This is a genomic window from Stenotrophomonas maltophilia, assembly GCF_002799245.1.
Lineage (GTDB): Bacteria > Pseudomonadota > Gammaproteobacteria > Xanthomonadales > Xanthomonadaceae > Stenotrophomonas > Stenotrophomonas maltophilia_S.
In genome coordinates, this window is record NZ_NEQV01000001.1 from 547,212 (window position 1) to 561,166 (window position 13,955).

The following is a 13,955-nucleotide window of genomic DNA, read 5'->3' on the forward strand; positions in this document are numbered from 1 at the left end:
ATGCTGCTGCACATCCCCGACATTCTCAGCGCCGACCAGGTGGCCGGCTTCCGCCGCCGCCTCGATGCTGCCGACTGGACCGATGGCCGCGAAACCGTCGGCCATCTGGGCGCGCAGGCCAAGGCCAACCAGCAACTGCCCGAGGCTTCGCCGCTGCGCCGCGAGCTCGGTGAGGTCATCCTCCTCGCACTGGCCCGGCACCCGCTGTTCTTCAGCGCCGCGCTGCCGCTGAAGTACCTGCCGCCGCGCTTCAACCGCTACAGCGGTGGCGGCACCTATGGCTTCCATGTCGATGGCGCGGTGATGAACCTGGCCAACGGCGAACAGCTGCGTTCGGACATCTCCTGCACCCTGTTCCTGTCGGCGCCGGACGAATACGAAGGCGGCGAGCTGATCATCAGCGATACCTACGGCGAGCACGAAGTGAAGCTGCCGGCCGGCGACCTGATCGTGTACCCGTCCAGCAGCCTGCACCAGGTGCGGCCGGTCACCCGAGGCGCGCGCGTGGCCTCCTTCTTCTGGGTACAGAGCATGATCCGCGACGATGTGCAGCGGCGCCTGCTATGGGAAATGGATGGATCGATCGAGCGCCTGCGGCAGACCGGCGGCGACGCAGAGGCGGTCCTGCAGCTGACCGGCGTGTACCACAACCTGCTGCGGCGCTGGAGCGAAGTCTGAGTCCCGTCTGGCGGGACTGCGACATTTTGGCAATCATTCTCATTTGCAACGGCTAACAGCTCTCATTACAATCACGCCCCGTTGATGCCGGCCGCTGCCGGCAGACCCTTGGGGACCCCCGCTTGCTGCGCCCGCTTCGCCCTCGCCCACTCATCCATCGCAAGATGGGCACCGCCATGCGCGGCCAGCGTCCCGCGCTGGCCAGCCTGCTGGCATGGGTGGCGATGCTGGCGCTGCTGCTGGGCACCCTGCCGCTGCTGCCACAGGCCCAGGCCGGACTGGCCGTGCAGATGCCGCTGGAGGAGCGCGGTGGCGAAGCTCCCCTGCAGGAAGAAGCGCCGGCCAAGCTGCGCCGCTGCGCCTCCGCTCCGGTGAAGCCGGCCGAGAAGGCACGCCCGCCACTGCTGCTGGCCAGCCAATGGCTGCGCACTGAACTCGAACTCGTACCCGCCACGCCGGCCATGCCCGGCGTGCGCCCGGACTGGCCGCTGGCCGCTCCGGACACGCCCTGGGCCGATGCGCCCGGACGTCGCCAGCAACGCGGCCAGGCGCCGCCGCTCGCCTGATCCACGGCCCGGCGTGACCGCCTTCGCGGTCGCGCCTGCACGCCGCTGCCTGCTTCATCCCTGCCGCCCCTGACCGGGCCTTCCGTGCCTGCCGCGCCCTTCGCGCACGGCAATGCACCACCCTGCATCCTTCGAGGTAACTGCCATGGCCCAGCGCCATCGTGTCCGTTCGTCCCTGTCCCGCCCCCTGCTGACCAGCGCCGTGCTGGCGGCCTTCGCCAGCCCCGCCTTCGCCCACGGTGACGCCGCAGGCGCGCCGCAGACGCTGGACAAGGTGGTGGTCACCGCCTCCGGCTTCGAACAGAAGGTGATCGATGCCCCGGCCAGCATCAGCGTGGTCAGCCGCGAGGAACTGAGCAAGCGCCCGTACACCAGCCTGGTCGATGCGCTGCGCGACGTCGAAGGCATCGATGTCGGCCTGGAGGCGACCGACAAGAACGGGCGTGCCACCGTGTCGATGCGCGGCCTGCCGTCGGAGTACACCCTGGTGCTGATCGACGGCCGCCGCCAGAGCAATGTCGGCCAGATCTACCCGAACAATTTCGGTGGCGGCCAGTTCGCCTACCTGCCGCCGCTGGATGCAATCGAACGCATCGAAGTCGTGCGCGGGCCGATGTCCACGCTGTACGGCTCGGACGCGATGGGCGGCGTCATCAACATCATCACCCGCCGCAACCAGGACAGCTGGCACGGCGCGCTGACCCAGGGCTTCACCGTGCAGCAGGACGACCAGTTCGGCGATGCACGCACCACCGACCTGTACCTCAGCGGCCCGCTGCTGAAGGACCGCCTCAGCCTGGCGGTACGTGGCAGCTACTACGACGCCAAGGCCTCCAACCCCGAATGGGATGCGCTGCCGCTGCCGGATGGCACCCTGTGGGAACGCAGCATCGGCTTCGGCGGTGGCGGCAAGTCGGTCGCCAACACCAACTGGAACAGCGGCGTGCGCCTGGACTTCCGCGTCAACGACGATCACGAACTGTGGCTGGACTACGACGTGTCGCGGCAGAAGTTCGACAACAGCGAAGGGCAGACCGGCACCCTCGACAGCCTGGCCAGCCTGTGGCGCGTCGGCAATGCGGTCATTCCCAACCCGAACGGCAACGGCACGCTTACCCGCCGCGTGGTGCAGCCGCGCGTGGGTTACACCGCCTACCAGCGCTACGAGCGCGACCAGTTGTCGCTGACCCATCAGGGCCGCTACAGCTTCGGCACCTGGCAGACCTCGCTGACCCACAGCAAGAGCAGCAACCTCGGCCGCTCGCTGCCGCTGACCCTGGACGAGCGCGCCAACCTGCAGACGCTGTGGAATGACGTCTGCCGCCGCACCGGTGCCGCCAACAACTGTGCCGCCGGCCGTGGCAATGCGCTGACCGCGCTCAACCCAAGCGAGATGGCGCGCCTGCAGGCATTCCTGCCGCGCCCGCTGCGCACCATGGAACTGGAAGGCTACGTGCTCGACACGATGCTCGATCTGGACTTCGGCGCACACAAGCTGACCGTGGGTGGCCAGTACAACGACACCGACATGGTCGACGGCGTGTTCGGCATGGACGGCGCCGGCTACCGCAGCAACGTCAAGCAGAAGCACCGCATGTGGGCACTGTTCGCCGAGGACAACTGGGCACTGACCGACACCCTCACCGCCACCTTCGGCCTGCGCTACGACGACCACAACGTGTTCGGCAGCCATGTCAGCCCGCGTGGCTACCTGGTGTGGAACGCCAGCGACGCGTGGACCTTCAAGGGTGGCATCAGCACCGGCTACAAGACCCCGCGGCCGGACCAGCTGTTCCCGGGCATCACCGGCTTCGGTGGCCAGGGCGTGCTGCCGCTGGTCGGGTCGCCGAACCTCAAGCCTGAAACCAGCACCAACTACGAGCTGGCCGCCTACTACGAAGGCCAGCGCTGGGGCTTCAACGTCACCGGCTTCTTCAACAGGTTCGAGGACAAGATCGCCAGCGGCGGCACCTTCCCGAACTGCGAAGTGGCGCGCGCCGGCAGCGGCTACTGCGTGGACATCGGCCCGGGCTGGGCGGCACTGGGCTACAGCACCTTCACCCAGAGCGTGAACATCGACAAGGCCGAGACCCGCGGTGCCGAACTGGCCGCGCATGTCGACCTGCTCGACTCCCTGCAACTGCGCGGCAACTACACCTGGACCCGGAGCGAGCAGACCAGTGGCGCGCAGAAGGGCCTGCCGATCAGCGGCACGATGCCGGCCAGGCACATGGCCAACGCCAGCCTCAACTGGCAGGTCAACGAAGCGATCAGCCTGTCGCTGATCGGCGAAGGCCGCTACGACCGTTACCGCGACACGCTGCTGGACGCCAACGGCGCCAGCCACACCCGCTACTACGAGGACTACACGATCTTCCATCTCGGTGGCAGCTGGAAGGCCACGCCATGGCTGACGGTGAACGCGCGGGTCAACAACCTGTTCGACAAGGACTTCGTCTCGCAGTCGTGCCTGCTGATCAGCCAGAGCGAGTTCAACTGCGTGGATGACTATGCGACCAAGGACCAGCGCCGCAGCTACTGGATCTCGCTCAACGCGAAGTTCTGATCGCGGTCTGGTGGATGCCGACCTTGGCCGGCGCTCCATCCACGCATGGCGTGGATCTACTGATCCGCGGGATTGCCGGCCGTTGGCCGGCATCGCCCCGACCTGGTAGATGCCGACCTTGGTCGGCGCTCCATCCACGCATGGCGTGGATCTACTGATCCACGGGATTGCCGGCCGCTGGCCGGCATCGCCCCGACCTGGTAGATGCCGACCTTGGTCGGCGCTCCATCCACGCATGGCGTGGATCTACTGATCCGCGGGATCGCCGGCCGCTGGCCGGCATCGCCCCGACCTGGTAGATGCCGACCTTGGTCGGCGCTCCATCCACGCATGGCGTGGATCTACTGATCCGCGGGATTGCCGGCCAGCGGCCGGCACTACCCCGCCAGGGATACAGAACGACACGCAATTGCGAGCTATTCTCATCAATGATGTAATGAGCAGTCCCCATCCGCCCCGAACCGTGCCGTGAGCCGTCCTGCCCCCTCCACCGTGCAGCAGCAACAGAACCGTGGCTTCTGGCTGCGGACGCTGCACCAGTGGCACTGGATCAGCTCGGCGGTATGCCTGATCGGCATGCTGCTGTTCGCGGTGACCGGCCTGACCCTCAACCATGCCGCGAAGATCGAGGCCAAGCCCGAGGTGCAGAACCAGCACCTGGAACTGCCGGCCGGGCTGCTGGGCCAGCTGGGCACGCGCGAGGACGGCAACGCGCCGATTCCGCGCCCGGCCCGGCAATGGCTGGACACGCAGTTGGGCATCGCCATTGGTGGACGCCCGGCCGAGTGGTCGGCCGGGGAGATCTACCTGTCGCTGCCGCGCCCCGGTGGCGACGCCTGGCTGAGCATCGATCGCGAGACCGGCGCGGTGGAGTACGAATCGACCTCGCGCGGCGTGGTGTCCTACCTCAATGACCTGCACAAGGGCCGCAATGCCGGCCCGGCGTGGGGCTGGTTCCTGGACCTGTTCGCCGTGGCCTGCCTGGTGTTCTGCATCACCGGCCTGTTCCTGCTGCACCTGCATGCACGGCAGCGGCGCATGACCTGGCCGCTGGTCGGCCTCGGCCTGATGATCCCGCTGCTGATCGCCCTGCTGCTGATCCACTGACTTCCACCCGTGATTTCCATCCGTTTCCCCGGAGCCGCCCCATGCGCGTCACCCTGACCATCGCCCTCAGCGGCCTGCTGGCCACCTCGCCGGCCTATGCCACCACCCTCGACATCAACGTCGAAGTGCCCAAGCTCAACGTGGCCGAGTACCACCGCCCGTACGTGGCGGTGTGGCTGGAAGGCGCCGACCAGAAGGTCGCCGCCAACCTGTCGGTCTGGTACCAGCAGACCAGCAACAGCGAAGGCCACGGCACCAAGTGGCTGCCCGACCTGCGCCAGTGGTGGCGCAAGAGCGGCCGCACCCTGCAGGTGCCGGTGGACGGCGTGACCGGTCCGACCCGCCCGGCCGGCAAGCACGCGCTGTCGTTCAACGACAAGCAGCCGGCACTGAAGCAGCTGGCCCCGGGCAACTACACCCTGGTGGTGGAAGCCGTGCGCGAAGTCGGTGGCCGTGAACTGCTGAAGATCCCCTTCACCTGGCCGGCCACCGCCGCGCAGAACGGCAAGGCGCAGGGCGCCACCGAACTGGGCCAGGTCACCCTTTCCGTCAAACCGTAATCGCCTGAGCCGGGGTCGGATCCCTTCCGCAGGAAGGGCTCTGACCCCATCGCCATCCCCGGGGTCAGAGCCCTTTCCGTTGGAAAGGGATCCGACCCCATCCAACTGGAGTCTTCCGCATGAAGCGCACGCTCGTCCTCGCCGCCGCCCTGGCCGCTGCCCTTCCCTTCTCCGCCCTGGCCCACAAGGCCTGGCTGCTGCCCTCGCAGACCGTGATCGCCGGCAACGCGCCGTGGATCACCGTCGACGGTGCGGTCTCCAACGACCTGTTCTACTTCAACCACGTGCCGCTGCGCCTGGAATCACTGGTGATCACCGCGCCGGATGGCAGCAGCGTGCAGCCGCAGAACGCTTCGACCGGCAAGTTCCGCAGCGTGTTCGACCTGGAACTGAAGCAGGCGGGCACCTACCGCATCGCCTCGGTCAACGACGGCCTGTTCGCCACCTACGAACAGAACGGCGAGCGCAAGCGCTGGCGCGGTACCACCGCTACCTTTGGCGAACTGCCCAAGGATGCGAAGAATCTGGAAGTGAGCCAGTCGGTGGGCCGCGTGGAGACCTTCGTCACCAACGGTGCGCCGAACGCTACCGCACTGAAGCCGACCAACCGCGGCATCGAGCTGGTCGCTGCCGGCCATCCGAACGACCTGTTCGCCGGTGAGGAGGCCACCTTCCGCGTGCTGGTCGATGGCAAGCCGACCGCCGGCCTGGAATTCGAGATCGTGCGTGGCGCCACCCGCTACCGCAACGCGCAGGACGAGCTGAAGCTGACCAGCGATGCCAACGGCGAAATCAAGGTGACCTGGCCGGAAGCCGGCATGTACTGGCTGGAAACCGGCACCGAAGACAACAAGACCTCGGTGAAGCAGGCCGCCAAGCGTCGCCTCAGCTACGTCGCCACGCTGGAAGTGCTGCCGCAGTAACGTGGACCGCGATGCCGGGCACGCCCCGGCATCGCCGCCGCAACGCATCACCATGACCGATTCCCTGCTCGACATCGCCCGCCTCGGCGGCACCACCATGGGCACCACCTGGAGCGTGTCGCTGGTCGCGCCGCGCCAGCGCGACCTGCACCCGCTGCATGCCGGCATCCAGGCGCGGCTGGACGATGTGGTCGCGCAGATGAGTACCTGGGAAACCCGCTCGAACCTCAGCCGCTACAACAGCGCCGATGCCGGCCAGTGGTGCACCCTGCCGGCCGAAACCCGCAAGGTCGTTGCCTGCGCCCAGGCCATCGCTGCCGCCAGCGACGGTGCCTTCGATCCCACCATCGGTCCGCTGGTGGCACTGTGGGGTTTCGGTGCACATGCCGGCGAACGCCGCCAGCCCAATGCCGCCACCGTGCAGGCCACGCGCGAGCGCTGCGGTTGGCAGCGCCTGCAATGGCACGGCGATGCGCTGCTGCAGCCGGGCGGACTGGAACTGGATCTGTCTGCGATCGCCAAGGGCTTCGGCGTCGATCACGTTGCCGCTTGGCTGCGCACACAGGGCATCGCTGCGGCGCTGGTCGAGGTCGGTGGCGAACTGGCCGGTTACGGCCGCAAGCCCGACGGCCATCCGTGGCGCGTGCTGGTGGAATCGGCGCCGGAAGAAGACGCGCACACCGAAACACCACCGCGAGTGCTGGCGCTGGACGGCAAGGCGGTGGCCACCTCCGGCGATCGCTGGCACCAGTACCAGGCAGACGGTGAGGCCTACAGCCACAGCCTCGATCCGCGTACCGGCAGGCCGGTGCGGCAGGTCGCAGCGGCGGTAACCGTGGTGGCCGACGACGCCATGCACGCCGACGCCTGGGCCACCGCACTCACCGTACTCGGCCGCGAGCACGGCATGGCACTGGCCGAACGCGAAGGACTGGCCGCACGCTACCTGCAACGCGCCGCAGAAGGCCCGCGCGAATTCCTCAGCAGCGCCTTCCAGCGCCTGCTCGACGAGCAGCACGCATGAGCACTCGGCCGTCGCGCGCATGGCTCGGCAACGCACTGGTTCTGCTCGTGCTGGCGCTGATCGGTTGCGCGTTGCTGCGCCTGCACCTCGGCGAAGCCTGGTGGCAAGGCGCGCCACCGATACGGCACTCGCAGATTGCCGGAATCGCCACGGCGCTGTACGCGCTGGCCTGCGCCGCACTGTGGTGGCGGGGTCGTCCGCGCGACGATGCTCCATCCGGTGATACCCCACCGATCCTGCTGGTCTGGTCCAGCCAGACCGGCTTCGCCCGCGAACTCGCCGAGCGCAGCGCCGAGGCCCTGCGCGGCACCGGACTGCCGGTGCGCGTGCGAGGCCTGCACGAGGTCGACGCCACGCTGCTGGCCGGCAGCCAGCGCGCGCTGTTCATCGCCAGCACCACCGGCGAAGGCGATCCGCCTGACCACGCCCTGCCGTTCCTGCGCGGCGTGATGGCCACGCCGCCGTCGCTGCAGCACCTGCACTACGGCGTGCTCGCACTGGGCGACCGCAGCTATGGCCACTTCTGCGGATTCGGCCACCAGCTCGACCAGTGGCTGCGCCAGCACGGCGCGCATCCGCTGTTCGATGCGATCGAAGTTGACAACGCCGATCCCGCAGCACTGCGTCACTGGCAACAGCTGCTGGGACAACTCGGTGGTGGCGCCAGTGAACTGCCCGACTGGAGCCCGGCCGAATATCAGCCGTGGACGCTGCTGCAGCGCGAGCATCTGAACCCGGGCAGCCCCGGCGGTCCGGTGTATTGGTTGCGCCTGCAGCCACCGGCCGACGCAGATGCGCAGTGGCAGGCCGGCGACATCGCCGAGATCGGTCCGCAGCATGCCCGCCACAGCGCGCGCGCCTGGCTGGACGCGCAGGGCTTCGATGCAGACACGGTGCTGGATGACGGGCAGACGTTGCTGGCCCGCATCGAGCGCTCGCATCTGCCTTCGCTGGTCCCCCCGGGTGATCTATCTGCGTTGCTGGCCGCGCTGCAACCACTCCCCCATCGCGAGTATTCGATCGCGTCGGTGATGGCCGACGGCGCGGTGGAGCTGCTGCTGCGCCGCCAGCTGCGCGCCGATGGAATGCCCGGCATCGGCAGCGGCTGGCTGTGCGACCACGCCACAGCTGGCGAACCCGTGCAGCTGCGCCTGCGCCGCAACGACAATTTCCATGGCGTCGCCGCCGATGTGCCGCTGCTGCTGATCGGCAACGGCACCGGCATCGCGGGCCTGCGCGCACACCTGCACGAACGCGCCCAGCGTGGCGCGCGCCGTACCTGGCTGCTGTTCGGTGAGCGCACCGCCGCGCACGACTTCCATTTCGGCGAAGAGCTGCAGGCGTTGCTGGCCGACGGCACGCTGGCGCGGCTGGATGCAGTATTCAGCCGCGATGGCGGTGCGCATCGCTACGTGCAGGATCGGCTGCTGGCCGAAGCGGCAACGCTGAGGCAGTGGGTGGATGAAGGTGCGACGATCCTGGTCTGCGGCAGCCTGCAGGGCATGGCCCCGGCGGTGGATGCAGTGATCGAGCAGGTGCTGGGTGTTGCGGGCAAGGAAGCGCTGCTGCTGGCCGGTCGCTACCGGCGCGATGTGTATTGAGGTCGCACCATCCACGCATGGCGTGGCTCTACACGGTCATGCCACCATCGCCACACTCACCCGGATTGCCAGCAGCTCACCGCCGCCCTGCAGTGCATGGCGCTGGCGCGCTCCGGCCGCAAGCCAGGCGGTATCGCCGGCCTGCAGGGCAGGCAAGCCGCTGTCAGCACCAAATTCGGCGTGCCCGGCCAGCAGATGCAGCGCCCAGGCCACGCCTGGTTCGCAGAAGAAGAACATCGCGCCCACCAGCGGCCGGTGCAGCAGCTCTGCCTGCAGCACATCGCGTTTCCACATCAGGTTGAAGTCGTGGGTGGTGCCATCAACCAATTCGCCGTGCAGTGCTTGCTCACCCGCAAACCGTACCCGCCCATGCGGCGGCAGCACCTCGGCCACGCGGCCATCTTCGAAGCGCAGGCGCACGCCATTGCCCTGCAGCAGCACCAGTTCGCGCTCCACCCCGGGGAAGGCGGAGAACGCGGCGTCCTGCTCGATCTCGGCCACCGACAGGCGCAGCGCCCAGTCATCCCCCTGTGCGGGCAGGCGCAGGATCTCGCGGGTCCAGCCCAGGCCGTTGCGCCAACGTTCGCGGCGGTAGTCCAGGCTGGAGATCACCTGGCTCGGAGTGTGCAGCAGGGAGTCGATGTTCATCGGCGCATTGCATCACGCCACGCGCCTGCATGCATCACCGCGTGGCGAGCGTGCCCTGGCCACCGCACTCGCCGGCCAGCAGCTGCGAGTGCTTCAGCCAATCCTGGTCCGGGTAGTAAGCAAACACCATCGTGCCGCCACGCAACGCATCGATCAGCGGCCTGGCCACCGACAGCCGCACCGCAGGGCAGCCCAGGCTGCGACCGAGCCGCCCCTGCAGCTGCGCGGTGGCCGGGTTCACGTACGGCGCACCGTGGATGACGATCGCTCGATCACGCGCACGGTCGTTGAAGCCGGGCTCCAGCCCGGCCAGGCGCAGCGAATAACCGTTGCCGCCCATGTAGGTCTCCTGCGCGGTGAACGCGCCGAGACTGGACATGAAACTGCCATCGCGGTTGGAGAAGTGCTCGGTGCGGTTCTCGCCGCTGTTGCGGCCATGCGCCACCCATTCCTCGAACAGCAGGCGCTGGTGGGCCAGGTCGAACACCCACAGGCGCGGCTCGGTGGATGGCCGCGAATAGTCGATCACGCTGAGGCGGTCACCGTTGATGCCCAGCTCCGGTCGCTGCAGCGCACAGCGCATGGCGTGCGCCGCCAGCTGCAACACATGGCGATCAGCCTTGGGCGCACTGCGCGACAGCAAGGCAGCCAGATCATCGGCACTGGTGGCAAGGGCGGGCGTCTGTGCCAGCGCCGGGGCGCTGGCCGAGGTCGCCAGCAGGCCGAACGCGGCCAGCCGGCACAGGCGGGATGCAGTCATGGGCACAACAGGGGGGCTCAGTTGCCCTTGAGGGTGGACCCTGGCGGCTCGGATTCCAAGACCGGCTGCATTCCGGATTCAGCCGGGCTTGGGCGGACCGCCGGCAGCGAGGTCACCAGCAGGGTCGTACCCGGCACCAGCACCTGGTACAGCTGACGGGCGAAATCGGCCGGCAGCGCCATCGGCAGCGAGGGCGTGGCCAGCAGGTCCGGCGTGGCCTGGGCGCGGTCCTGGCCCAGCAGCGGATAGGCCGTCCACTGGTGCAGGCGCTGGTTCACGTCCAGCGGGCTGGGGGTCGCGCTGTATCCCTGCCCCATCACGAACAGCGTCGTGCCCTGGAATGCCGGCAGGGCATCGGCCTTCAACGGCGACTCGCCGATCATCACGCCATCGCGCAGCACGTACAGGCGCTGGTCGTGCAGGCTGACCAGGATACCGACCTGCCCGGCCGGCGCCGCAGTGTCATCCCACCAGGCCTGCGCCGGCGTCCCGCCCGCCGTCTCTGGCAGGGCCTGGCCGCGCGCATTGACCGGCGCCAGCACCGACGGATAGGCCAGGGTCATCGGCGAGCTCTTGGCGTCGGCCACGACCACCGTATCGCCGCGCTGGGTTTCGCTGAACAGCTTCTGCGCAAAGGCCTGTGGCAGGCGCACGCAGCCATGCGAGGCCGGATGCCCGGGCAGGCTGCCGCCATGCAGGGCGATGCCGTCCCAGGTCAGCCGCTGCATGTACGGCATCGGCGCGCTGTTGTAGAGGTTGGACTTGTGGTCCTTGTCCTTCTGCAGGATGGTGAACACACCGGTCGGTGTTTCGTGCCCGGCCTTGCCCGAGCTGATCGTGGTCAGGCCGATGGCGATGCCGTTGCGGTAGACGTAGGCGCGCTGCTCATCGAGGCTGACCACCAGCACGATCGGGCCGGTCGGCGAGATTTCCGGATGCCACAGGTACTCGCCCGGCTTGAGGTCGGTCGGCCCGCGTACCTCGGCGGTACCGGCAGCGGCCGCCGCGGGCTTGGCAGCCGGCGTCGGCGCAGCAGCATGGGCCAGCAGCGGCAGGGCCAGTACCAGGGCGAGCATCAGGGTCGTGGGGCGGTGCGGAAGCATCCAGCGGGGGTCCTTTCCATGCGGAGCGGCCACCGTACACCATCGGCCCGTGGTGGCCGTGGCAAAACCAGGTGCCGGAAATGAAACTGCCCGGCGACACAGCCATGTGTCGTACCGGGCAATCGTTACGTCCTTGTCGGCCTGCTGCCGCCCCCTCGCATCCTGCGCTGTGGGGGTAGCGTTGCATCCTGCACGCGGCCGCGTCTGTCCTGTTTGTATCTCAGCCCCTTCCACAGGTCTGTGATGCCACCATCCTGGTGATTGGTGCCGCGTCCTGCGGCGGTCGGTGGTCACGGCCGTCCTGTCCGTGACCGGAGAACCAGCTTCCTGCCGGTTCCGACGATTCCTGCTGTCAGCGCCTTGGTACGGTTCGCACCGGTACCGATCCGGGTACCGGATCCGCCGGCAACAGCCTGTTGCCTACGGTGATCCGCTGTCGATTCCGTTCGACGATCGCTTTCCCTACTCCCTTCACCTGCGTCAGGTCCTCGACGCGGTGAAACGGGCCGTGCCTGCGCCGGTGCTCGACGATCGCCTCGGCCTTGGCGGCTCCGACCATCGTCAATCCCTGCTGCAGCGCCTGGGCATCGGCGCGGTTGATGTCGATCGGTTCGGCGGCATGCGCCCCAGCGATCCCCACTACCAGCACCAGTGCCCTCAACACGACAAACCAAGGCACAACGTGTATCTCCTTGTGATTCTGGCCGTCCCGACCGGCAATCCCGTCGGTAGGAACAGTGTCCGTCACCACATGTGCACAGCCTATCGGTTTCCCGCATTTTCGTAAGCCAGCCAAATACCCGACGTGATGTAGGAAAAACCCTACCCCTGGCACAGGCGTAGAATGGCCGGATCACAGCCCATGCAACCGGAGTTTCAGATGGACAGCGCCAAGCTCGGCCAATTCGTCAATGACAAGTGGGACAGCGAAATCGTCCCGCAGTTGGTCGACTACATCCGCATTCCCAACAAGTCGCCGATGTTCGACGCCAATTGGGTGCAGAACGGCTACATGGAACAGGCGGTCACCCTGATGGAGAACTGGGCCAAGGCCCAGCAGCTGCCCGGCCTGAAGGTTGAAGTGGTGCGCCTGGAAGGCCGTACCCCGCTGATCTTCCTGGAAATTCCGGCTACCGGCGGCGAAACCGGCGACGACACCATCCTGCTCTACGGCCACCTGGACAAGCAGCCGGAAATGACCGGCTGGGACGACGACCTCGGCCCGTGGACCCCGGTCCTGCGTGGCGACAAGCTGTATGGCCGCGGCGGTGCGGACGACGGCTACGCCATCTTCGGCTCGCTGGCCGCAGTGCTGGCGCTGCAGGCCCAGGGCCTGCCGCACGCCCGTTGCGTGGTGCTGATCGAAGCCTGTGAAGAATCGGGCAGCTACGACCTGCCGGCCTACGTCGACCACCTGGCCGACCGCATCGGCAAGCCGTCGCTGGTGGTCTGCCTGGATTCGGGCTGCGCCAACTACGACCAGCTGTGGTGCACCACCTCGCTGCGCGGCCTGACCGGCGGCAACTTCACCGTGAAGGTGCTCAACGAAGGCGTGCACTCCGGCGATGCCTCCGGCGTGGTGCCGTCCAGCTTCCGCCTGCTGCGCCAGCTGCTGTCGCGCATCGAGGACCAGGACACCGGCCGCATCCTGATCGACGGCATGAACGTGGAAATCCCGGCCGAGCGCCAGGCGCAGGCCAAGCGTGCCGCCGAAGTGGTCGATACCGAGATCTTCGAGAAGTTCCCGATGGTCGACGGCCTGCGCCCGATGAACGAGGACCTGACCGAGCTGGTGCTCAACCGCACCTGGCGCCCGGCGCTGTCGGTCACCGGCGTCGGCGGCATGCCGGCGCTGGAATCGGCCGGCAACGTGCTGCGCCCGCAGACTTCGGTGAAGCTGTCGCTGCGCCTGCCGCCGACCGCCGATGGCAAGACCTGCGGTGAGCTGCTGAAGGAAGCGCTGCTGCGCGATCCGCCGAACGGCGCCCACGTCACCCTGGACCTGGAAAAGGCCTCCACCGGCTGGAACGCCCCGGCGATGGCGCCGTGGCTGACCCAGGCCATCGACGACGCCAGCCAGGCCTTCTTCGGCAAGCCGGCAATGTACATGGGCGAAGGCGGCTCGATCCCGTTCATGGGCATGCTGGGTGAGAAGTTCCCGGGTGCGCAGTTCATGATCACCGGCGTGCTCGGCCCGCACTCCAATGCGCACGGCCCGAACGAGTTCCTGCACATTCCGATGGGCAAGAAAGTCACCGCCTGCGTGTCCAAGGTGATCAGCGAGCACTACGCCGCCAGCCTGCGCGGCGAGACCAGCGGTTCGCCGGTGGCTGCCGACAGCGGCACCCGCCACGGCGACCACGGCTGCTGCTGATCCGGCACTCGTGACGGACGCAGCCTGGCCTTGCTAGGCTGCGTC

The 13,955-nt window shown here is 68.0% G+C and carries 13 protein-coding genes; 9 read left to right on the forward strand and 4 right to left on the reverse strand.

Annotated features, from left to right (window positions below; genetic code table 11):
* The 8 genes from B9Y64_RS02520 to B9Y64_RS02555 all read left to right on the forward strand — a co-directional run bounded on the left by B9Y64_RS02520 (position 1) and on the right by B9Y64_RS02555 (position 9,025).
* Complete coding sequence (locus B9Y64_RS02520; protein WP_100439370.1) at positions 1-678, forward strand: Fe2+-dependent dioxygenase; 678 nt, start codon at positions 1-3, stop codon at positions 676-678.
* 164 nt (positions 679-842) lie between these two features.
* A complete protein-coding gene (locus B9Y64_RS02525; protein ID WP_100439371.1) occupies positions 843-1,244 on the forward strand; it encodes a hypothetical protein in 402 nt (133 codons plus the stop codon).
* Between the two features lie 145 nt (positions 1,245-1,389).
* Complete coding sequence (locus tag B9Y64_RS02530; protein WP_100439372.1) at positions 1,390-3,810, forward strand: TonB-dependent receptor domain-containing protein; 2,421 nt, start codon at positions 1,390-1,392, stop codon at positions 3,808-3,810.
* Between the two features lie 468 nt (positions 3,811-4,278).
* Positions 4,279-4,917, forward strand: a complete 639-nt coding sequence (locus tag B9Y64_RS02535; RefSeq protein WP_100439373.1) for a PepSY-associated TM helix domain-containing protein — start codon at positions 4,279-4,281, stop codon at positions 4,915-4,917.
* A 41-nt stretch (positions 4,918-4,958) separates the two neighbouring features.
* A complete protein-coding gene (locus B9Y64_RS02540; protein ID WP_021202573.1) occupies positions 4,959-5,477 on the forward strand; it encodes a DUF2271 domain-containing protein in 519 nt (172 codons plus the stop codon).
* Between the two features lie 119 nt (positions 5,478-5,596).
* Positions 5,597-6,400: a DUF4198 domain-containing protein gene (locus tag B9Y64_RS02545; protein ID WP_100439374.1), complete on the forward strand. Its 804-nt coding sequence runs from the start codon at positions 5,597-5,599 to the stop codon at positions 6,398-6,400.
* 52 nt (positions 6,401-6,452) lie between these two features.
* The gene (locus tag B9Y64_RS02550) at positions 6,453-7,424 is read left to right on the forward strand and encodes an FAD:protein FMN transferase (protein ID WP_100439885.1); all 972 of its coding nucleotides are present in this window, start codon (positions 6,453-6,455) and stop codon (positions 7,422-7,424) included.
* On the forward strand, positions 7,421-9,025 hold the full coding sequence (locus tag B9Y64_RS02555; protein ID WP_100439375.1) for a sulfite reductase subunit alpha: 1,605 nt from the start codon (positions 7,421-7,423) through the stop codon (positions 9,023-9,025). The genes B9Y64_RS02550 and B9Y64_RS02555 overlap by 4 nt, the downstream gene beginning before the upstream one ends.
* Positions 9,026-9,061: 36 nt before the next feature.
* Here B9Y64_RS02555 and B9Y64_RS02560 read toward each other — a convergent pair whose 3' ends face one another.
* From B9Y64_RS02560 to B9Y64_RS02575, 4 genes are all read right to left on the reverse strand, one after another.
* Positions 9,062-9,673, reverse strand: a complete 612-nt coding sequence (locus tag B9Y64_RS02560) for a HutD/Ves family protein (RefSeq protein ID WP_100439376.1) — start codon at positions 9,671-9,673, stop codon at positions 9,062-9,064.
* 34 nt (positions 9,674-9,707) lie between these two features.
* Positions 9,708-10,433: a murein L,D-transpeptidase catalytic domain family protein gene (locus B9Y64_RS02565; RefSeq protein ID WP_100439377.1), complete on the reverse strand. Its 726-nt coding sequence runs from the start codon at positions 10,431-10,433 to the stop codon at positions 9,708-9,710.
* A gap of 17 nt (positions 10,434-10,450) precedes the next feature.
* Positions 10,451-11,536, reverse strand: coding sequence for a L,D-transpeptidase (locus tag B9Y64_RS02570; RefSeq protein WP_100439378.1), 1,086 nt, complete (start codon positions 11,534-11,536; stop codon positions 10,451-10,453).
* Between the two features lie 352 nt (positions 11,537-11,888).
* The gene (locus tag B9Y64_RS02575) at positions 11,889-12,215 is read right to left on the reverse strand and encodes a ComEA family DNA-binding protein (RefSeq protein ID WP_238379830.1); all 327 of its coding nucleotides are present in this window, start codon (positions 12,213-12,215) and stop codon (positions 11,889-11,891) included.
* 201 nt (positions 12,216-12,416) lie between these two features.
* Here B9Y64_RS02575 and B9Y64_RS02580 point away from each other — a divergent pair, with 201 nt between their 5' ends.
* The gene (locus tag B9Y64_RS02580) at positions 12,417-13,910 is read left to right on the forward strand and encodes a M20 family metallopeptidase (protein WP_100439380.1); all 1,494 of its coding nucleotides are present in this window, start codon (positions 12,417-12,419) and stop codon (positions 13,908-13,910) included.
* Positions 13,911-13,955 lie beyond the last annotated feature (45 nt).

Excerpts from the sequence above, each read along its gene's own strand:
- B9Y64_RS02560 (WP_100439376.1), bottom strand. The coding sequence starts at position 9,673 with ATGAACATCGACTCCCTGCTGCACACTCCGAGCCAGGTGATCTCCAGC.
- B9Y64_RS02555 (WP_100439375.1), top strand. The coding sequence starts at position 7,421 with ATGAGCACTCGGCCGTCGCGCGCATGGCTCGGCAACGCACTGGTTCTG.
- B9Y64_RS02540 (WP_021202573.1), top strand. The coding sequence starts at position 4,959 with ATGCGCGTCACCCTGACCATCGCCCTCAGCGGCCTGCTGGCCACCTCG.
- B9Y64_RS02570 (WP_100439378.1), bottom strand. The coding sequence starts at position 11,536 with ATGCTTCCGCACCGCCCCACGACCCTGATGCTCGCCCTGGTACTGGCC.
- B9Y64_RS02525 (WP_100439371.1), top strand. The coding sequence starts at position 843 with ATGGGCACCGCCATGCGCGGCCAGCGTCCCGCGCTGGCCAGCCTGCTG.
- B9Y64_RS02520 (WP_100439370.1), top strand. The coding sequence starts at position 1 with ATGCTGCTGCACATCCCCGACATTCTCAGCGCCGACCAGGTGGCCGGC.
- B9Y64_RS02580 (WP_100439380.1), top strand. The coding sequence starts at position 12,417 with ATGGACAGCGCCAAGCTCGGCCAATTCGTCAATGACAAGTGGGACAGC.
- B9Y64_RS02565 (WP_100439377.1), bottom strand. The coding sequence starts at position 10,433 with ATGACTGCATCCCGCCTGTGCCGGCTGGCCGCGTTCGGCCTGCTGGCG.
- B9Y64_RS02530 (WP_100439372.1), top strand. The coding sequence starts at position 1,390 with ATGGCCCAGCGCCATCGTGTCCGTTCGTCCCTGTCCCGCCCCCTGCTG.
- B9Y64_RS02550 (WP_100439885.1), top strand. The coding sequence starts at position 6,453 with ATGACCGATTCCCTGCTCGACATCGCCCGCCTCGGCGGCACCACCATG.
- B9Y64_RS02545 (WP_100439374.1), top strand. The coding sequence starts at position 5,597 with ATGAAGCGCACGCTCGTCCTCGCCGCCGCCCTGGCCGCTGCCCTTCCC.